At 71.2% G+C, this 19,639-nt stretch carries 15 protein-coding genes; 6 read left to right on the top strand and 9 right to left on the bottom strand.

Going from position 1 to position 19,639, the window contains the following annotated elements; translation table 11 throughout:
- Positions 1 to 202: 202 nt before the first annotated feature.
- From ACQPZG_RS04445 to ACQPZG_RS04425, 5 genes are all read right to left on the bottom strand, one after another.
- Positions 203 to 2,425, bottom strand: a complete 2,223-nt coding sequence (locus tag ACQPZG_RS04445; protein WP_433544434.1) for a beta-glucosidase — start codon at positions 2,423 to 2,425, stop codon at positions 203 to 205.
- A 59-nt stretch (positions 2,426 to 2,484) separates the two neighbouring features.
- Positions 2,485 to 3,330, bottom strand: a complete 846-nt coding sequence (locus tag ACQPZG_RS04440) for a carbohydrate ABC transporter permease (RefSeq protein WP_433544433.1) — start codon at positions 3,328 to 3,330, stop codon at positions 2,485 to 2,487.
- Positions 3,327 to 4,340, bottom strand: coding sequence for a carbohydrate ABC transporter permease (locus tag ACQPZG_RS04435; RefSeq protein ID WP_433544432.1), 1,014 nt, complete (start codon positions 4,338 to 4,340; stop codon positions 3,327 to 3,329). The genes ACQPZG_RS04440 and ACQPZG_RS04435 overlap by 4 nt, the downstream gene beginning before the upstream one ends.
- On the bottom strand, positions 4,341 to 5,672 hold the full coding sequence (locus ACQPZG_RS04430; protein ID WP_433544431.1) for an extracellular solute-binding protein: 1,332 nt from the start codon (positions 5,670 to 5,672) through the stop codon (positions 4,341 to 4,343).
- Between the two features lie 123 nt (positions 5,673 to 5,795).
- On the bottom strand, positions 5,796 to 6,854 hold the full coding sequence (locus ACQPZG_RS04425; protein WP_433544430.1) for a LacI family DNA-binding transcriptional regulator: 1,059 nt from the start codon (positions 6,852 to 6,854) through the stop codon (positions 5,796 to 5,798).
- Positions 6,855 to 7,463: 609 nt separating this feature from the next.
- Here ACQPZG_RS04425 and uppS point away from each other — a divergent pair.
- The 3 genes from uppS (at position 7,464) to ACQPZG_RS04410 (ending at position 9,851) form a co-directional block, all read left to right on the top strand.
- Complete coding sequence (gene uppS / locus ACQPZG_RS04420) at positions 7,464 to 8,273, top strand: polyprenyl diphosphate synthase (RefSeq protein WP_433544429.1); 810 nt, start codon at positions 7,464 to 7,466, stop codon at positions 8,271 to 8,273.
- Positions 8,274 to 8,415: 142 nt separating this feature from the next.
- The gene (locus ACQPZG_RS04415; RefSeq protein WP_433544428.1) at positions 8,416 to 9,030 is read left to right on the top strand and encodes an ABC transporter ATP-binding protein; all 615 of its coding nucleotides are present in this window, start codon (positions 8,416 to 8,418) and stop codon (positions 9,028 to 9,030) included.
- Positions 9,018 to 9,851 (top strand): ABC transporter permease, encoded by an 834-nt coding sequence (locus ACQPZG_RS04410; RefSeq protein ID WP_433544427.1) that lies wholly within the window; start codon positions 9,018 to 9,020, stop codon positions 9,849 to 9,851. Before ACQPZG_RS04415 ends, ACQPZG_RS04410 begins: the two co-directional genes overlap by 13 nt.
- A 94-nt stretch (positions 9,852 to 9,945) precedes the next feature.
- Here the strand turns inward: ACQPZG_RS04410 and ACQPZG_RS04405 are convergent, their stop codons facing one another.
- The 4 genes from ACQPZG_RS04405 to ACQPZG_RS04390 form a co-directional block, all read right to left on the bottom strand.
- A complete protein-coding gene (locus ACQPZG_RS04405; protein WP_433544426.1) occupies positions 9,946 to 11,043 on the bottom strand; it encodes a polyprenyl synthetase family protein in 1,098 nt (365 codons plus the stop codon).
- Between the two features lie 141 nt (positions 11,044 to 11,184).
- Positions 11,185 to 12,264 carry a polyprenyl synthetase family protein gene (locus ACQPZG_RS04400; RefSeq protein WP_433544425.1) on the bottom strand — a complete coding sequence of 360 codons (1,080 nt, stop codon included), beginning with the start codon at positions 12,262 to 12,264 and terminating at the stop codon, positions 11,185 to 11,187.
- 313 nt (positions 12,265 to 12,577) lie between these two features.
- On the bottom strand, positions 12,578 to 13,495 hold the full coding sequence (locus ACQPZG_RS04395) for a squalene/phytoene synthase family protein (RefSeq protein WP_433544424.1): 918 nt from the start codon (positions 13,493 to 13,495) through the stop codon (positions 12,578 to 12,580).
- Positions 13,496 to 13,959: 464 nt separating this feature from the next.
- Positions 13,960 to 14,496: a hypothetical protein gene (locus tag ACQPZG_RS04390; protein ID WP_433544423.1), complete on the bottom strand. Its 537-nt coding sequence runs from the start codon at positions 14,494 to 14,496 to the stop codon at positions 13,960 to 13,962.
- A gap of 584 nt (positions 14,497 to 15,080) precedes the next feature.
- Here ACQPZG_RS04390 and ACQPZG_RS04385 point away from each other — a divergent pair.
- The 3 genes from ACQPZG_RS04385 to ACQPZG_RS04375 are packed head-to-tail and all read left to right on the top strand — an operon-like array spanning position 15,081 to position 19,625.
- Positions 15,081 to 16,097 carry a LacI family DNA-binding transcriptional regulator gene (locus ACQPZG_RS04385; protein ID WP_433544422.1) on the top strand — a complete coding sequence of 339 codons (1,017 nt, stop codon included), beginning with the start codon at positions 15,081 to 15,083 and terminating at the stop codon, positions 16,095 to 16,097.
- A complete protein-coding gene (locus ACQPZG_RS04380) occupies positions 16,094 to 17,680 on the top strand; it encodes a sugar ABC transporter ATP-binding protein (protein WP_433544421.1) in 1,587 nt (528 codons plus the stop codon). The genes ACQPZG_RS04385 and ACQPZG_RS04380 overlap by 4 nt, the downstream gene beginning before the upstream one ends.
- Positions 17,670 to 19,625 (top strand): ABC transporter permease/substrate-binding protein, encoded by a 1,956-nt coding sequence (locus ACQPZG_RS04375; protein ID WP_433544420.1) that lies wholly within the window; start codon positions 17,670 to 17,672, stop codon positions 19,623 to 19,625. The genes ACQPZG_RS04380 and ACQPZG_RS04375 overlap by 11 nt, the downstream gene beginning before the upstream one ends.
- The last annotated feature ends 14 nt before the right edge of the window (positions 19,626 to 19,639 follow it).

Here is a 19,639-nt window from a genome sequence, read left to right as displayed (position 1 = left end):
CTGGTGGGCCCCCGGGCACCCGCACCGGCGAGAAGGCGGTGGAGGCGAAGGACGCCTCCACCGCCGACGCCGTTCCGCACACCGGCCGGAAGCAGGGAGGCGCGGCCCGCCGACAGAGGGAACCGGGGCGGCAGCCCGCTCCGTCGCGGCTCCCTCCTCTGCCCGGGTACGGCGATCGGTGGCCGATCTCGCGGTACGGGTCCTACGTGACCCGCATCTCGCACCGCATCCGGCGGGTGTGCCCGACCTCCCGCACCGGGCCCGTCAGGGTGAGCGGGACGGTGTGGTGCACGTGCTCACTGGACGCGCAGACGCGCAGTTCGAGGGCGCCGGGCTCGACGGCACGGCGGCCGTCGGCACCGGTGTACCCGGCGAGGTCCGCCGGGAAGGTGGCATGGATTTCGGCCGATGCCCCCGGGGCGAGCGGAACGCGGGCGTAGCCCACGAGCCGGACCTCGGGCCGGGCGACGGTGCCGACGGGGTCGTGCAGGTAGAGCTGGACGACCTCGGTGCCGGCCCGTTCGCCGGTGTTGCGGACGGTCAGGCGCACGGTCGTCTCCCCGTCGGTGGGAAGGTCGGGGGCCTCGCAGTGCGGGGCGTCCCAGACGAAGGTGGTGGTGGACAGGCCGTGCCCGAAGGGGTACAGCGGTGTCGGGTCCACGGTGCTGGGGAAGCCGTGCCGGCCGAGTGGCGGAGCGAGGTACGGGGCGGGCTGACCGCCGGGATGCCGGGGCACGGCCACGGGCAGGCGGCCGGACGGAGCGACGCGTCCGGACAGCACGCCCGCGACGGCACCGCCCCCCTCCTGCCCGGGGAAGAATGCCTGGACGACCGCCGCGGCCCGGTCGGCCCAGCGGCCGAGCGCGTAGGGCCGCCCGCTGAGCACGACGACGACGGTCGGTGCCCCGGAGTCGAGCGCCGCGTCCAGCACCTCGCCCTGGCCGTAGGGAAGTGCGAGGTCCTCGGCGTCGCAGCCCTCGCCCGACGAGCCGCGCCCGAACAGGCCGGACCGGTCCCCGACCACGGCCAGGCAGACATCGGCGCCGGACGGATCGTCGACGAACACGGCGCCCGGCAGCTCGGTGCGCAGTGCCTCGGCGAGCGTCGGTACCTCGATGCCGGTCGGCAGGCCGGGGTGGTGGACGCCGACGTGCCGGGGGAAGGTGTAGCAGCCGAGCATGGCGGCCTGCTCGTGGGCGAGCGGGCCGAGGAGCGCGATGCGCGCATCGCCGCGCAGCGGCACGGCCCCGCCGTCGTTCGCGAGCAGGACGACGGACTCCTCGGCGACCGTCCGCGCCAGTTCCCGCATGTGCGGGGGGTCGAGGTCGACGGGCCCGGCGCTCGCGGCGGGCTCCCGCTGCGGGTCGAGCAGGCCCAGTTCGCACTTCTGCGTGAGCACCCGCAGTGCGGATCGCTCCAGCAGGTCCGCGGGGAGCGGGTCGGTGGGGTCGAAGCAGCGGGCGGCGGGGAGTTCGACGTCGACCCCGGCCGCGAGGGCGAGCCGTGCGGCGGCTCCCTCGCCGTCGGCGATCCGGTGCGCTTCCTCCAGCAGTGAGACGCCGTAGTAGTCCGAGACCACGGTGCCGGTGAAACCCCACTCCTCACGCAGGAGTTGGGTCAGCAGTCCGGGATGGGCATGGGCGGGCAGACCGTCGATGTCGTTGTAGGCGGGCATCACGGACCGGGCGCCCCCGTCCCGTACCGCCATCTCGAACGGCGGCAGGATCACGTCGGCGAGTTCGCGCGGGCCGAGCGGGGCGGGCGCGTGGTTGCGGGCGGCGCGGGAGGCGGAGTACCCGGCGAAGTGCTTGAGGGTGGCGACGACCCCGGCGGCCTCCAGTCCGCGCACGTACGCGGTGCCGATGGTGCCCACCAGGTAGGGGTCCTCGCCGATGGCTTCCTCGGTGCGGCCCCAGCGTGCGTCGCGCACGACGTCCAGGACCGGGGCCAGCCCCTGGTGGACGCCCACCGCTCGCATCGACGTACCGATGGCCCGTGCCATGTCCGTCACCAGTGCGGGGTCGAAGGTGGCGCCCCAGGCGAGCGGCGTCGGGAAGACGGTGGCCTGCCAGGCGGTGAACCCGGTCAGGCATTCCTCGTGGGCGAGGGCGGGCAGGGCGAACCGGTTGCCCGCACGGATCGCGCGTTGCAGTTCGGCGAGGCGGGCAGCACCTTCGGAGGGTTCGACCGGGACCGTGCCGAACGGGCGGGTGAGGTGGCCGACTCCGTACGGCAGGAGCGCGTCGAGGGCGGCGCTGCGGGCCGCGTACGTGTGCTGACCGGGAGCGACGTCGGCGCCTTCGGTGTCCGCACCGATCCATACGCTGGTGAGCTGGGCGGTCTTCTCCTCCGTGGTCATCCGGGCGAGCAGGTCCGCCGCCCGGACGGCGGCGGGCAGGGTGGTGTCCTGCCAGGGCTTGACCATGGAACTCCTCGGGTTCTCGGCGTGCAGGGGATGTCTGGGTGGGGGACGGCTGCCGGGGCTCAGCCCTTGGTCGCGCCCATCGTGATGCCGCCGATCAGCTGCCGTTCGGCGACCGCGTAGAAGCCGAGTGCCGGGATCATGGCGAGGACGAGGTAGGCGAAGACCCGGGCGATGTCGGCGGCGTACTGGCCCTGGAACTGCTGGACGCCGACGGGGATGGTCCACCAGTGGGGTTCGCTGAACACGAGCAGCGGGAGCAGGAAGTTGTTCCAGCTGCCGACGACGGCGAGGACGCAGACGGTGCCGAGCGCGGGCCGGGCCATGGGCAGCAGGATCCGCCAGAAGAAGCCGAACGGGGAACAGCCGTCGAGGGTGGCCGCCTCCTCCACCTCGGCGGGAATCTCCCGGAAGAAGCCCCGCAGGATGACGAGGGTCATGGGCAGGCCGAACGCGGCCTGCGGCAGGACCACCCCCCACGGGTTGTCGAGCAGCCCGAAGGTGCGCAGCAGGATGAACAGGGGCAGGATCGCCACCGCGAACGGGAACATCAGCCCCACCGTGAACAGAGTGAAGAGCAACTCCCGGCCACGGAAGGCGAATCTGGCGAGAGCGAACGCGGCGAGCGCGGCGGCGCCGACGGTGAGGAGGGTGGTGCCGATGGCGATCAGGGTGGAGGAGGCGAGCATGCGCCAGAACGAGCCGGAGGCCAGGATGTCCGTGTAGTGGGAGACGACCCACGGGGAGGGCAGGCCGAAGGCGTTGTCCGAGAGCTGATCGGTGGTCTTGAATCCGGACACCACCGCGTACAGCAGCGGGGTGACCATGACGACGCCGATCGCCCACACGGTGACGTACAGCGGCGTCGAGCGCAGTCGGCGGCGTGCGGTGAGGGACAGGCCGCTCATCGGGCGCCTCGCATGGTGGTGATGGCTCCTTCGGTGTCGCGGCGCAGCACGTAGCGCTGGTAGAGCAGGGCGAAAACGAGGCTGATGAGGAACATGGCGATGCTGATCGCGCTGGCGTAACCGATCTGGTAACGCTTGAAGCCGAACTGGAAGAGCGTGACGGCCATCGTCTCGGAGTGGTGGTCGGGGCCGCCCTGGGTCAACACCCACACCAGGTCGAAGAGCTGGATGGCGCCGATGACGGAGAGGAAGACGCTGATGCGGATCGTCGGCCCGAGCAGCGGCAGGGTGATGTGGCGAAAACGCTGCCAGGGCCCCGCGCCGTCGATGCGGGCCGCCTCGTGCAGCTCTCCGGGGACGCTCTGCAGGCCGGCCAGGTAGAGCATCATGTGGAAGCCGAAGTACTTCCACATCATGACGAGGAACAGAGTGGGCAGGACCCAGTCCTGGTCGGCGAACCAGAGGCCGCCCACGTGGTCGAGGCCGATCGCGCCGAGCACCTTGTCGGCGAGCCCGTCGTCCGGCGCAAAGATCATGGAGAACAGCACCCCGGTGATGACTTCGGACAGGACGTACGGGGCGAAGAACAGCATCCGGTAGAAGGCCCGGCCGCGCAGCTTCTGGTTGAGCAGGACGGCCATGGCGAGCGCGAACGGCAGCTGGACACCGACGGACATCAGGACGAGCAGCAGACCTCGCCACAGGTCGCCGAGGAAGACCGGGTCGCCGAGGAGGCGGGTGTAGTTGTCAACCCCGGTGAAGTTCGAAGGCGCACCGAATCCGCCCCAGTTGAAGAAGCTGACGTACAGGGCGTACAGGATCGGCATGAGCACGAAGAGGCCGAACAGGACGAGCGCGGGCACCGTGAAGGCGAAGGCGGTGCACCAGTCGCGCACCCGCTGCGCCAGGGGCCGGCGGTTCTCGGAGGTGCGGGACGGTCCTCCAACGGGTCCCCCGGCGGGGACGCCGACCGGCGGCTCCTCGCCGATGCGGGTGCAAGTCGTCTTCATCTACTGGCTCTTGGCGACCTGAGTGATGGAACGCGTCACCTGTTGCGGTGACTTCGCCCCGGCGATGAGGCCGGCGACCGAGTCGTTGATCTCCTGCCCGACGGCCGGCGGATACGCCTGGTCGAGGTACAGCTGGAAGCCGGTGGCCTTGTCGAGGGTCTGGGAGACGAGCTTGAGGTTGGGGTCGGTCAGGGCCGAGACGGCTTCCTTGGCGACCGGCATCATCCCGCCCTTCGACACGAGGATCGTGTCGGACTCGGGGCTCATGAAGAACTTCAGGAAGTCGGCAGCCGCCTTCGGTGCGCCTTTGCGCACGGCGTACCCGCCGCCGCCCCCGAACACGTCGGTCGCCGCGCCCTTGCCACCCTCGACGGTGGGGAACGGGAAGAAGCCGAGGTCCTTGCCGATGCCCTTGCCGGAGTCGGCCTGCACGACGGGCGCCCACTGACCCATCAGTTCCAGGGCGGCCTTGCCGTTGCCCATGAGCGCGGCCTCTCCTCCCGGCGTGGAGTAGGCGGCGCCGAGGAAGCCCTTCTGGAAGGGCTGGAGGGCGACGAGTTCCTTGAGGTGTTCGCCGGCCTTGACGAAGTCGGCACCGGTGAAGTCCCGGGCGTCGGCCGCCTTCTGCATGCCGTCGACACCGGCGATGCGCATCGCCAGGTAGGCCCAGTAGTACATGCCGGGCCACTTCTCCTTGCCGGCGAGGGCGATGGGAGTGATCCCGGCGGCCTTGAGCTTCTTGACCGCGTCGAGGCAACCGGCCCAGGTGGTGGGCGGTGCCTCGATGCCCGCGTCGGCGAAGAGCGCCTTGTTGTACCAGAAGCCGACAGCGCCGATGTCGATGGGCATCGCGTAGGTCGCGCCGTCGAACTCGTAGGGCTTCACTGCTGCTGCGAAGAACGTGTCCGCCATCGGCTTCACGGTGTCGGTGAGGTCCTCGACGAGGCCCGCGTCGATCTGCTGCCGGAGTACACCGCCACCCCAGGTGTGGTAGATGTCCGGAAGCTTCCCGGAACTCGTCAAAGCGGTCATCTTCGCCTTGTACGCGTCGTTCTCCAGCGTGACGAGCTTGACGCGGACCTGGGGATTCTTGGCCTCGAACGCCTTGACCCGCTCCGGCCAGACGGACTTCGACGGCTCCGTGGTCTGGATGTTCCAGAGTTCCACGACGGTGCGGCCCTCGCTGTCGGTACTGCTCGCACCGGAGTCCGAGCAGGCGGACAGGCCGACCGCTCCCAGTCCGACCGCCGACGCGGCCCCCAGGAAGCGGCGGCGAGGGAGGGCCGGGGCGACGGTGGACACGGGCACGGCTGAGCGGTCGAACGCTGGCATGGCACACCTTCCGGAAACCGTCCGAAAATTATCGGGGGATGGCAACGGAAGTTACGGACACACCGAGGGGGTGTCAACGACCCTGACAGAAAAGGCCGTTGACACCCCCTCAGGGCGACTGGGTCACACCTCGCGCGGCGCACCCGTACTGGCCCGGACCACCAGCTCCGTCGCCAGCTCGATCCGCAGGGACGCGGGCTCCACCGACCGGGCGAGGTCGAGAACCACCCGCGCCGCCAACTTGCCCATGTCGGACAGCGGTTGCCGCACCGTCGTGAGCGGCGGCGCCGACCAGCGCACCTCGGGCAGGTCGTCGAAGCCGACGACACTCATGTCCTCCGGTACGCGCAGGCCCCGACGGCGCAGCGCCTCGATCGCGCCGAGCGCCATCTGGTCGCTGGACGCGAAGATCGCGGTGGGCGGCTGTGCGAGGTCCAGCAGCCGGTTGCAGCCGGTGAAACCTGATTCGTGGTAGAAGTCCCCGGGCACGATCAGCTCGCGCTCGACCGGGACGCCCGCGACGTCCAGGGCCGCCCGGTAGCCGTCGAGCCGGGCCCGCGAGCACAGCAGGCGGGAGGGGCCCTCGACGAAACCGATCCGCCGGTGTCCGAGGCCGAGCAGGTGCTCGGTCGCCGCCATCCCGCCCGCCCAGTTGGTGGCGCCCACGGTCGGCGCCTCGGTGGCGGGTGCCCCGGCCGGATCGATCACCACCAACGGCACGCCCAGGAGCCGCAGTTCGTCATGGAGCCCCGGCGCGAGAGCCGAGGTCACCAGGATCACGCCGTCCGATGCCCGGGACCGCAGGTTGGTCATCCACTGCCTCGCCGCCCCTGCCCGGCCGTGGATCGCGGAGACCACGGTTCCCACGTCGGACTCGTGGGCGACCTCCTCCACGCCCCGGATGATCTCCACGGCCCAGGGGCTGTCCAGGTCGTTGAAGACCAGGTCCAGCAGAGCCGCCGGAGCTCGGAGCGCGCCGGGCCTGCGCTGGTAGCCGTACCGGTCCAGCAGGTCCTTGACCCGGGCCCGGGTGGCGGGCGAGACGTCGGAGCGCCCGTTGACGACCCGCGAGACGGTCGGCACGGACACCCCGGCCTCCCGCGCGATCTCGGTGATCGTCACCTTGGCCGGCCCCTCCGGGCCCTGCACGACTCCCTTGCGCCGAGCGCTTTCCCCCGCCACCGCCCCCACCTCCGTAGCTGTACGCCCGGAAGGCATCCGGGCACCCTGCGGAAACCGTAGAACACGCCGTCCGCCGCCCGCCCCACACCCCTGTCCGGTTCCTCGAACATACGGGAGGCGGGCGCCGGGCGGCGAGGACGCTCCGCAGAAGGCGGACCGCCTCTCCGGTCTCCTTCTACCTCTGGGGGGCGGGCGGTCCGCCGCCGGAAATGGAGCGGGTCCCGACGGGCCCACCTCACCCCGCCCTCGGACACAACGCCCGCAACTCCGCTGCACATGGCACTGGTTGAGTGAGCCCCGACAGCCCCGGTGCGATCGCGGCCTGCTCGCGCACGGGCACACCGTGACGCTCAGGGTGACTCGTATGCCGTGCTCGGTGCGCCCTCGGGCGCGGCCGGCTCGAACGGCGGGCCGACAGGACCCGGGAGAGGCGTGCGGTCGACCGGTGCGCCCCGCAGCCCTGTGCCGGCCTCCTGGAGGGGGCGGGGCGCTGGACCGTCACTCCCTGCTGCGCGTTGCGTCGGGAGGGGGCGGTCGTTGTACGGGTGGACGACCGGCGAGACGGCATCGCAGCCGGCGCGGCGTCCGGCTGTCGACGAGGAGTGGATCATGGCACACGCAGGTTCTCCGGGCGGGCGGGGCCCCGTCACTGCCGCGGCCGGTGCGGAAGGCGCCCTTTCCCGCGCCGCCGGGGCAGGTCCTGCCGCTCCACCTGCTCCTCTCCCCTCGCTTCGTCATCTGGCTGTCATCCCCGACGGCAACCGGCGGTGGGCGAAGGCGAAGGGGCTGCCGAGCCTGGAGGGCCACCGACGCGGCTGCGAGCGCACGCTGGAACTGCTCGACCGATGCCGCACGGACACCGCGATCGAAGTCCTCACGCTGTGGACGACCTCCGTCGAGAACCTCGGCCGGCCTCGTGCGGAGGTGGACCCGGGGCTTCCCGTCATCGCCGAGTTCGTGCGGCGCGTCGCCTCTGCGGGGCAGTGGCGGGTCGGATTCCTCGGCGATCTGGATCGTCTGCCGCCCCCCATGGCCGCCGAACTGCGCGACCATGCGCACCGGAGCAGTTCCGTGCCGGGTCCGCTGGTGAACTTCGCCCTCGCGTACAGCGGACAGGATGAGATCACTCGTGCGGTGCGCAGGCTTCTGGTCAGCCGGGCCGCAGACGGTCATCACCCCTGCGAGCAGCAGCCGTTGACCGCTGGGGACCTGGCTCGGCATCTCGACACGGCCGGCCTGCCCGATCCGGATCTGGTGATCCGCACCTCCGGGGAGACCCGGCTGTCGGGCTTCATGCCGTGGCAGACGCTGCACTCCGAGCTGTACTTCTCACCGGTTCTGTGGCCGGACTTCGACGCGTGCGCGCTGGAGGAGGCGTTGGAGGACTACCGGGGTCGTCAGCGGCGCAGAGGAATGTGACATGCGGGCCGCGGCGCGGGCCGCGGCAGGGTGGGACGACAGACGAGCAGACGGGACGCGTGGGATGCGAACGGCAGGTCACCAGGCGCGGGCGCCGTACGGGGATGCGTGGGCCACGGCTGAGAGCCAGCCGAGCCTGCGCATGAGGGAGGTGTGCAAGAGCTATCGGAAACGCCCCGTTCTGCGGGGAGTCTCGTTGGATGTGTTCCCGGGGCAACTGGTGGGCGTGGTGGGGGAGAACGGCGCCGGGAAGAGCACGTTGCTGCGCATCCTCACCGGTGACCTGGCCGCGGACAGCGGCGTGTCGCAGTGCCGGGGCACGGTGGGCAGCTGCCCGCAGGACCCGGTGCTGCACGGGGCGTTCACCGTCGAGCAGCATCTGCGGTTCTTCCGGACCGCCTACGGTCTGAGCCACCTCGACCGGGCCTCGGAACTGCTGGAGCAGCTGAACTGCACCGGCTACCGGAACCAGCGGGTGGAGACACTCAGCGGGGGGACCCGGCAGAAGCTCAACCTCGTGCTCGCGTTGATGCACGATCCGCGGGTGCTGCTCCTGGACGAGCCGTACCAGGGCTTCGACTGGGACACCTACCTGCGTTTCTGGGACCTGGCCCGGACCCTGTGCGACCGGGGCTGCGCGGTGCTGGTGGTCTCCCACCTCGCCTACGACGCCTCCCGCCTGGACGCCTTGTACCGCCTGGACGCAGGCGTGCTGCGTGAGGCGGAGCAGGCCGACACGGGCGCGTGGGGCTCGTGAAGCGGTGGTGTTCCTGCCTGTGGAGCGCGCTGCGGTTCGCAGTCGTCGAACAGGCCCGCAACCGACTCGCGCTGCTCATCGTGCTGCTCTTCGTCCCTCTGTGGACGACCCTGGCGTTCGAGGTGGTGGCCCGGACACCGCTGCGTTTCCACGTGCGCGCGGTGGACCGCCGGCTCGTCATGGACGCCAACGTCCTCACCCAGATCACCGGGGCGCTGCAAGCTCTGACCCTCGTCATCGCTTTCATGATGTTCATCGCCACCGCTCGTTCCACGCTGTTCGACCGGCGCCTGGTGCAGGCCGGCTATCCGCGGTCCTGTCTGGCTGCGGCGAAATGCGCCACGCTGGTTCTGGTGGCCGCAGTGGTCGCCGTCTACGCCACCGCCTGGACCCACGTGCTGTGGCACCCGGCGCAGCCCATGGTGTTCGCCGCGGGCATGTTCACCGGCGCCCTCGTCTACGGGGCGTTCGGCATCGTGCTCGCGGCCGTGCTGCGCAGCGAGCTCGCCGGGATGTTCCTGGCCATCATGACCAGCTCCATCGACCTGCTGCTCCAGAACCCGATGATCAACCCGGACGCCGACAGCCCTGTCGTGCGCTACCTCCCCGCTCACGGCGCGGTGCAGGCGTCCGTCGCAGCCGGCGGGCTGCACACCGTGCCCTGGAGTTCCTTGTTGCTGGGGGCCGGGTGGGCTGTGGGCATGGCCGCGCTGGGCATGGCGGCCTTCGCCGTACGCACCCGCACGCAGCGCCCACCGGCTCCCCAGCCGGCTGAACGCCGAGCCGGGGCCGCTGCGACGTCCACGGTCGGGACGCCGTGAGACCGCTGCCCGGTGCAAAGGCCGGCCGGGCAGCCTTGACGCGCCGAGCCCGCTGGGGAGCACGCGCAGCGCTCTCACCCCGCGTCAGGTGCCGCTACTTGATCCGGTCCATGGCCCACTGCGGCAGGCACTCGAAGAAGGAGACGGCCTCCGGCCGCCACCGCGTGCGCCAGCCGGCCGCCTCGGCGGAGGCCAGCTCCGCGCAGCGCTGCATCTGCGAGCGCATCCTCGCCGGGACCCCCCGCCGTTCGGCGATCTCCCGGACGGCGCCGATGGTCTCGTCCGTGCAGTCCGGATCGCCGAGCGCGGACTCCACCAGGGCCTTCTCGGTGTCCGTGGAGGCCGCCAGGAGGGTGTGGACGGTGTAGTTGCGCCGCCCGTCCCGGATGTCGGTCCCCGTGGGCTTGCCCATGACCTGCGCGTCACCGAACAGGTCGAGGTAGTCGTCGCGCATCTGCCCGCCGATGCCCGCCAGCCGGGCGTAGCGGCGCAGTTCCTCCTCGAAGGGGCCCGGCTGCTCTCCCGCGGCGAGCAACCCCAGTTGCATGGGGGCCAGGACGGAGTAGCGCGCGGTCTTGAAGTCGGCGACGCAGTGCAGCATCTCCTCGTCCGTGTCCGGGGCGAAATCGCGCTCCAGGTCGATGATCTGACCCACGAAGGTGGCTGATGCCGCTCTGGCCTGGACCTCGGCCATGGCCCGCCGGATCGCGGAGGGGGCTGGGGATTCCAGGAGCGCCCGCAGGGACAGGGCGAGCGCGAGATCGCCCGCGAGGACGGTGAGCCCGAGAGCGGCCTGCGGATGGTCGGGAAATCTGTGCCGGTAGGCGTAGTACGTCGAAGGGCCGCCCCGGCGGGTGGGGCTGTCGTCGATGATGTCGTCGTGGATCAGACCGTGGGTCTGCAGCAGTTCGATGCTCAGCGCCGCGTCGTCCACGGCCCGGCCGGGGTCGGCCGTCACCAGCCGGGCAGCTTCTTGGACCACCGCCACGCGCATCCGCTTGCCGCCGCGCAGCGACAGATCCCTCAGCAGAAGCAGGCACTCGGGCATGAATCTGCTGAACGACGGCGTCTCGACAGCAGCGTCGAGGGTTCGAAAGTACTCTTCGAACAAGCCGCTGAAGTGCGCGTCGTACGCGGCCAGGCGCGCCCGGAGGTCCGGGGCGGGAACAACGGCATCAGTCACGAAGAACATCTCCTGATCGGACGTTTCCGAAAGGGACCGGGTCAAGGCACTCTCGTCCTCTGGGCCACCGATGGGCAAACCGGTGCGCCCGGTGTCCGACCCGGCCGCCGGAACTTCCCGACAGCCGTCGAGCAGCGCCACCACGAGGGCTCATGAGGTGTACGAGACGGCAGCAACGGCCAGCCCGAGCAACGCGCGGTGGGCGGCGGGCGGGAAACCGGCCGCGTCCATCACCCGCACCACGTGCTCGTGGCGCGTGGTGATCATGGCCTCCGTTCGCTCCCGCGCTCCCGTCGACTCCAGGATCGTCCGCACCTCGCGCGCCCCGCTCTCCCCCAGGTCCGGCCGGCCCACCAGCTCGCCAAGACGCTGTCGCTGTCCGGGATCGGCCGCCTGCAGGCCCAGGGCCAGGAGCACGGTTCGCTTGCCTTCCCGCAGATCGCCAAGACCCGGCGCGCACACGCCGTCGGCGCTGCCGAACACGTCCAGCAGGTCGTCCCGGAGTTGGAAGGCCTCACCGAGCGGCAGTCCCAGCGCCGTGAAACGGGCCATGCCGTCCGCACCGGCTCCGGCGACGGCAGCGCCCAATTGCAGTGGGCGTTCGACCGTCGCGGTGGCGGTCTTGTAGCGGACGATCCGCAACGCCGCCTCGACGTCGTCCGGCTCCCGCCCCGCGCCCATCACGTCCAGGTACTGGCCGTACATCACCTCTTCGAGCATCGCGTCGTACAACGCGTGCACCGCGCACTGCCTTTCCGGGGGGAGCCGGGCGGTGTGCAGCAGCTCCTGCGCCCAGATCAGGGCCAGGTTGCCGATCAGCAGCGCGCCGCCCGATCCGAGCCGTTCCGCGCGCTGCGACGGAATCAGACGGGTACGCAGCACACGGTGAACCGCAGGGCGGCCACGGCGGCTGGCCGAGTCGTCCATGATGTCGTCGTGAATGAGGGCGAAGGCCACGAAGAGCTCCAGCGAGGCAGCCACCCGCACTGCGGACTCGGCGTCCCCACGCCCTCCGGCGGCATGCCAGCCCACCACACAGAGCAGGGCGCGGATCCGTTTGCCGCCCGCGGTCAGGAAGGACCGCAACGTATCCACCACCTCCGCCGGGAGGCCCCGCCCGTCTGCCGAGCGGGCCTTGCCGTCCAGGAAGTCCCGCAGTACCGCATCGACCCGCTCGCGTACCGCCCGCAGGCCCGCTTCCTCCTGGATTCCCGGGGCAGTCGGGGTCACTGGCTCGCCCCGCCGGTCCCGGACGCCGGCCGACCGGCCGGGCCGGGAAGAACGGAGCTCGGCAGCTGGACGGGGCCCCGTGCGTCGATGTCCTGGAACGGCCCGCGCCGTCCGGTGCGCGACGTCATCCATGTCTTCTGCATGCCTCGTCAACGACGGAAGCGAGGCGCGATCACGCCCCGGCGCCCGGCGGCGGCCTTCGGTCCTCGTCCGCCGTGCCCGTCGTCCGGTGGACCACTGCACCCCGTCTGACGGACAGCCCTACGACGGACAACCACCCCCTGCGCATTCCGGCACGCTGTCGCGCGGGCCGTCACCCACGCTCTCGCGTGGTGGCACTGAGGCGGCGTTCCTGGAGAAGCATGCGCAGACAGGCGACCGGTTGGTTTCGCACCGGGCCCCGCGTGATCCCGGTGCCCATCGATTCGATGCTCTGGAGCCGAAGGTGATGCAGACGCAGCACGCAGCGCATCAGAGGGCGATGGCCGTCCTCGACCTCGTCGACGATCCCGCTCGCCTGCCTGAGCGTGGTGTGCGCGGACCGGGCAGTCGTGGCGATGAGCGCGCGTACACCGGGCGTGTCCCGGCCCTCCTCAAGATCGTCACGCGTCACGCCGTGCCGCTGAAGGTCGTCGGAAGGCAGGTAGAGGTTTCCGCCCCGCAGGTCCTCGGCCAGGTCGGCCAGGAAGTCGGTGCGCTGGCACCCGTCGGCCAGCGTCCGGCAGGACCGGGCGAACTGCTCGTCGCCGCCGACGGGTTGCACCAACCCGGTGGTGAGCATGAGGAACGGCCAGGTGAGTTGGTCGATGTACGCCTGGTAGTCGGACTCGTCGACGAAGCCGGGAAAGGCCAGGTCGATCCGGGCACCCGCCAAGTAGGAGTCGACCCACCGCCGCGGCAGTCCGCGCGCGGCGGACGTGTGGAGGAACGCCCGCAGCAGCGGATGCTGCGCCCGGCCGGTGTCCAACCCGGCGCGGACGAGGCAGCTCCACCGGTCGAAGCGCCGTCGGCGCTCCGCGGGAGCACCCGCGTCGCACACGTCGTCGGTGAAGGACGCGAACGCGAAACCGGCGAGCAGATGCGGCTGGACGGCCGTCGGCGCGAGAGCCCGCACAGCCGCGTACGCAGCGGGATCACTGCGCATGAGGAACCGGGCCACATGACCGTAGTCGGACCGCAGCCGCCGCCCCGTCACTCCTGCCGCGTCCAGACACCGCCGCCACACACGCACGGGCTTCCCTCGCTCACCTGTAGAGGTGCGGACACGAGTACCTGCGCACCCGCGTCGATCCCTCAGGTCAACGAACGGAGCACGTCATGTGTCACGCCGTTCTTGCCCCCGCCATGACGAACCGCGCGCGTACCGCGCCTGTACGTCCGCGTTCTCGGCTGCGGGGGCGGCGATTTCGGTGGCCGCGCGGAGACGGCTGCGGCCAGGGCGGAGTCGGCCCGCTTCTGGAGCGGACGCCGCGGGGGCCGCCTCCTGCCGAGGCCGGTACGCGGCCCGGTGAGTTCCTGGTGGCGTGCGCGTTCGCGGGCGGCGGCGGGAGTGTCGGCGAGGCGGCTCTCCCCGGCGGCGAGGGCGCCCGGTTCGGGCGGTTGCCCATCCGAGGCGCCCGACGGCCCTCAATCCCAGGGGCACGTACTCGCCGTGCCGTCCGTCAGGGGGACCCTCACGCGCCTCCGACGCGCACCTCACTCCTCCGTGCCGCGCCCAGCGTGGGATGCCGCCCCCGTGACCGTCCAGAGCGCCATGCCCCACAGGCTGAGCGCGGCGATGAGACCCACCACCAGGCGAACCGTCCTGTCCGGGCCGTCCATGAGCCACACGGCCAGGCCCGACCCACCGGCGACGATCAAAAGGGCCGCAGGCACGCGCAGCCGGGGCTGCTCGAACACCGCCGCGAGCGGCAGGAAGTGGAGCCCGACGACCACCGCGACGAGCGGCGGGACGAGCACCGGTGTCCCGGCGCGTGCGCACACCACGGCGATGGCGACGATCAACAGCCACTGGAGGCCGTTGATCTGGTTGAACCGTCGGCGTCGGTCGGCAGGGAACGGGCCCCCCGCCGAGGCAGGGAGGTAGCGGCGCGCAGCGAACATCAACCCCACCGTGACGGCACAGCCCACCGCGACCTCCACCAGCCGCACCACGCCGTCGAAGGCGCTGGAGGCCAGCAGCCACCAGCCGAGCCCGAACAGCGCGAGAAAACCCACCCCTGACTTGAACATGATCGACACCCTAGGCGCAGATGCTGCCCGAAGGCCCGGCGATTTCCGCGTTGTTCGGCCACCTCACCGACCGGCAGCCTCACTTCGCGCCCCTTGCGCGGGTTCAGCCGACAGTGCGCACGGGCCGCACCAGGGCGAACGGAGCCCGATGCGGCACCAGCCGCTGTGCGGGCAGGCCCTCCACGGCCCCGTCGGACGAAGTCCCCGCAGGGTTTTCGGTGGCCCTTGTGACGGGAGCGGCCTGCCGGGCAACGCGTCTGCGGCCGGAGGCAGAGGCGATGAAAGTCCCGCTCACCGCGCAGCGACGCGCCTCTCCCCAGCAGATCAGCCACCCCGCCACGCTGCCCCCCTCATCGTCCCGGCGCACCTCCGCTTCCCTCGACCAAGGGCACAGGGGCGCTCCTCCGCACCACCGCCCCCTCCCGTCACGATCCGGTCTCGGACGCGGAAGAGGGGCTTGTTTTTGGTCATGTAATCGATTCCAATCGTCCGTGTAATCGATTCCACAGCGTCGAGTCACCGGGTCGCACCGGTCGGCGCAACGGTTTCGAGGTGTACGGAAACCACAAGGAGGTGGTCCGGGCATGGCGGGCATCAAGGATGTCGCGGCCCAGGCGGGAGTGTCCGTCGCCACGGTGTCGCGCGTACTGAACAGCCATCCGTCCGTCAGCGCGGAGGCGCGTATCCGGGTCCTCGCCGCCGTCGAGGCCCTCGGTTACCGGCCCAACGCGGTGGCCCGCTCGCTGCGCACCGCGCAGACCCGCACGCTCGGCCTGGTCATCAGCGACGTGCTCAACCCGTACTTCACCGAGCTGGCCCGCTTCGTCGAGGAAGAGGCCCGCGCGCTCGGCTACAGCGTCATCATCGGCAACGCCGACGAGCGGCCCGAGCTCCAGGACCACCACATCCGCACGCTCATCGACCGCAGGATCGACGGCCTCCTCGTCTCGCCGGCGGACGGCGGCTCCCCGCTGATGCGGGACGTCGCCCTGAGCGGCACCCCGATGGTCTTCGTCGACCGCTGGATCCCCGGCATCGACGTCCCCGTCGTCCGGGCGGACGGCACGGGTGCGGTCAGGGACCTCGTCGCGCATCTGCACGGCCTCGGCCACCGCAGGCTCGCCATCATCGCCGGACCCGCCGCCACCACCACCGGCAACGAGCGCGTCGAGGCGTTCCGGGACGCACTGCGGGAACTCGGGCTCGCCCTGCCCGACGCCTACATCGGACAGGGCGACTTCCAGGCCGCCAGCGGACGCCGGGCCACCGAGCGCTTCCTGGACCTGACCGAGCCGCCCGAGGTCGTCTTCGCCGCCGACAACCTGATGGCTCTCGGCGCGCTGGACGCGATCCGAGCGCGCGGACTGCGGGTCCCCGACGACGTCGCGCTCGCCGCCTTCGACGACATCCCGTGGTTCGTCCACACCGACCCGCCGATCACCGCCATCGCGCAGCCGACCGCCGATCTGGCACGGGCCGCCGTGCGCGCGCTCGCCGACCTGATCGAAGGACGGGCCCCACGGTCCGTCACCCTGCCCGCCCGCCTCGTCGCACGCCGCTCGTGCGGCGAGGCCGCAACGAACCAGAGGAGCGACCGGTGACCGCACCGGAAAAGCAACGGGCGACCGCACCGCAGGAGTTGCTGCGCATCGAGGGTCTGCGCAAGACCTTTCCCGGCGTCGTGGCGCTCGACAACGTCGACTTCGACCTCCGACGAGGCGAAGTGCACGTCCTGCTCGGCGAGAACGGCGCGGGAAAGAGCACCCTCATCAAGATGCTCTCCGGCGCCTACCGCCCCGACCGCGGCCGCATCCTGGCCGAGGGCCGCGAGGTGCGCATCGACGGCGCGCAGGACGCCGAACGGCTCGGGATCGCCACCATCCACCAGGAGTTCAACCTCGTACCCGATCTCACCGTCGCCGAGAACATCTTCCTGGGCCGTCAGCCGCGCCGCTACGGACTCGTCGATCACCGCCGGATGCGCCGGGACGCGGAGGAGCTGCTGCGCCGGGTCGGCGTCCACGTGCGAGCCGACGCCAAGGTCCGCGAACTGGGCATCGCCAAGCTCCAGATGGTGGAGATCGCCAAGGCGCTCAGCCTGGAGGCCCGCGTCCTGATCATGGACGAGCCGACCGCCGTGCTCACGTCGGAGGAGGTCGACAAGCTCTTCGCGATCGTCCGCCAACTGCGCGAGGACGGCGTCGGGATCGTCTTCATCACCCACCACCTGGAGGAGATCGCCGCACTCGGCGACCGCGTCACCGTCCTCCGTGACGGCCGCAGCATCGACCAGGTCCCGGCGTCGACCCCCGAGGACGAACTCGTCCAGCTCATGGTGGGCCGCAGCATCGAGCAGCAGTACCCGCGCGAACGCCCCGGCACCGGCGACGCGTTGCTGTCGGTGCGCGGACTGACCCGCGACGGCGTCTTCCACGACGTCAGCTTCGACGTGCACGCCGGCGAGGTCGTCGGCCTCGCCGGACTCGTCGGCGCCGGACGTACGGAGGTGGCGCGCGCCGTCTTCGGGGCCGACCCGTACGACGCGGGCACCGTCGAAGTGCGCGGCGAGCGCCTGGTCCGGCACGACGTGCCCGCCGCGATGAGCGCCGGGATCGGACTCGTACCGGAGGACCGCAAGGGCCAGGGCCTGGTCCTGGACGCCTCCGTGCAGGAGAACCTGGGCCTGGTCACGCTGCGTTCGGCGACCCGCTCCGGGCTCGTGGACCTCAAGGGACAGCGCACGGCCGCCGCCCGCATCGCCCAGCAGCTCGGCGTCCGCATGTCCGGCCTCGGCCAGCATGTGCGCACCCTCTCCGGCGGCAACCAGCAGAAGGTCGTCATCGGCAAGTGGCTGCTGGCCGACACCCGGGTGCTCATCCTCGACGAACCCACCCGCGGCATCGACGTCGGCGCCAAGGTCGAGATCTACCAGCTCGTCAACGAGCTGACCGCCTCCGGGCACGCCGTTCTGATGATCTCCAGCGACCTGCCGGAGGTGCTCGGCATGAGCGACCGGGTGCTCGTCATGGCCCAGGGCCGGATCGCCGGTGAACTCCTCGCGGGCGAAGCCACCCAGGACGCGGTGATGGCGCTCGCGGTCGGCACCCCGGCCACCACCGAGGGCTCCGCCCTCACGGAACACCCCGCACCGAAGAAGGAAGAGGAGGGCCCCCGTGGCCACTGACACAGCCAAGAGTGACGCGGGAACGGGCGGAGTCTCCGTGCTGCGCCGCGTCCTGCTGGACAACGGCGCGCTCAGCGCCCTGGTCGTGCTGGTGGTGGCGATGTCGCTGCTCTCCGGCGACTTCCTGACCACGCAGAACCTGCTGAACGTCGGCGTGCAGGCGGCCGTCACCGCCATCCTCGCGTTCGGCGTCACGTTCGTCATCGTCTCGGCGGGCATCGACCTGTCCGTCGGATCGGTGGCGGCCCTGTCGGCGACCGTCCTCGCCTGGTCGGCGACGTCGGCGGGCGTGCCGGTCGTACTGGCCGTCGTGCTCGCGATCGTCACGGGAATCGCCTGCGGTCTCGTCAACGGAGCCCTCGTCTCGTACGGCAAACTCCCGCCGTTCATCGCCACGTTGGCGATGCTCTCGATCGCCCGCGGTCTTTCCCTCGTCATCTCGCAGGGCAGCCCGATCGCCTTCCCCGAGTCCGTCTCGGTGCTCGGGGACACGCTCGGCGGGTGGCTCCCCGTACCGGTCCTCGTGATGATCGCGGCGGGCCTGCTCACCGCGCTGATCCTCGGTCGCACCTTCATCGGCCGCTCGATGTACGCGATCGGCGGCAACGAGGAGGCGGCCCGGCTCTCCGGGCTCCGCGTCAAACGTCAGAAGATCGTCATCTACGCGCTGTCCGGCCTCTTCGCCGCCGTCGCCGGCATCGTCCTGGCCTCGCGCCTCGTCTCCGCGCAGCCGCAGGCCGCCCAGGGGTACGAGCTCGACGCCATCGCCGCCGTCGTCATCGGCGGGGCCAGCCTGGCCGGCGGGGTCGGCAAGGCGTCCGGCACCCTGATCGGCGCGCTCATCCTGGCCGTCCTCCGCAACGGCCTCAACCTCCTGTCCGTGTCGGCGTTCTGGCAGCAGGTCGTCATCGGCGTCGTCATCGCGCTCGCCGTCCTGCTCGACACGCTGCGCCGCAAGGCCGGTTCGGGAGCGTCCTCCACCGCGGGCGCGGCCCCCGGCGCACCGGGGGCCGGCCGCAAGGGAGCACTCAAGCTTGCCGGTGCGGCACTCTGTGTCGCCCTCGTCGTCAGCGCGGTCTCCTTCTTCAGCTCCGGCTCGTCCGGCGGCACGACGAGGGTCGGCATGTCCCTCTCCACGCTCAACAACCCCTTCTTCGTGCAGATGAAGGAGGGCGCGCAGGCGGAGGCGGAGAAGGCGGGCATCGACCTCACCGTCACCGACGCCCAGAACGACGCCTCCCAACAGGCCAACCAGCTGCAGAACTTCGCCAGTTCCGGCTTCTCCTCGATCATCGTCAACCCGGTGGACTCCGACGCCGTCGGACCGGGCGTCCGCACCGCCAACAAGGCGGACATCCCCGTGGTCGCCGCCGACCGCGGCGTCAACGAGGCCGACACCGCCACGCTCGTCGCCTCGGACAACGTGGCGGGCGGCAAGCTCGCCGCCGACGCGCTGGCCGACAAGCTCGGCGGCAAGGGCAGCATCGTCATCCTCCAGGGCACGGCGGGCACCTCGGCCAGCCGTGAGCGCGGAGCGGGCTTCGCCGAGGGGCTCAAGGGGTACCCGGACATCGAGGTCGTCGCCAAGCAGCCCGCGGACTTCGACCGCACCAAGGGCCTGGACGTCATGACCAACCTCATCCAGTCGCACCCCGGCGTCACCGGCGTCTTCGCCGAGAACGACGAGATGGCGCTCGGCGCGGCCAAGGCGCTCGGCAGCAAGGCCGGGAAGACCGTCTCGGTCGTCGGATTCGACGGAACCCCGGACGGCCTGAAGGCCGTCGAGGCCGGTTCGCTCCACGCTTCGGTGGCCCAACAGCCCGCCGAACTGGGGAAGATCGCGGTGCGCAACGCCGTGAAGGCCGCGAAGAACGAGAAGGTCGAGAGCACGGTGAAGGTGCCGGTCAAGGTCGTCACCCGGGAGAACGTCGCCGACTTCTCCTGAACCCGGCCCGAAGA

This window comes from Streptomyces sp. CA-294286, assembly GCF_050947155.1.
In the GTDB taxonomy this organism is placed as follows: domain Bacteria; phylum Actinomycetota; class Actinomycetes; order Streptomycetales; family Streptomycetaceae; genus Streptomyces.
The sequence above is the reverse complement of the archived record's forward strand: the minus strand, read 5'-3'. Positions and strand labels throughout refer to the sequence as shown.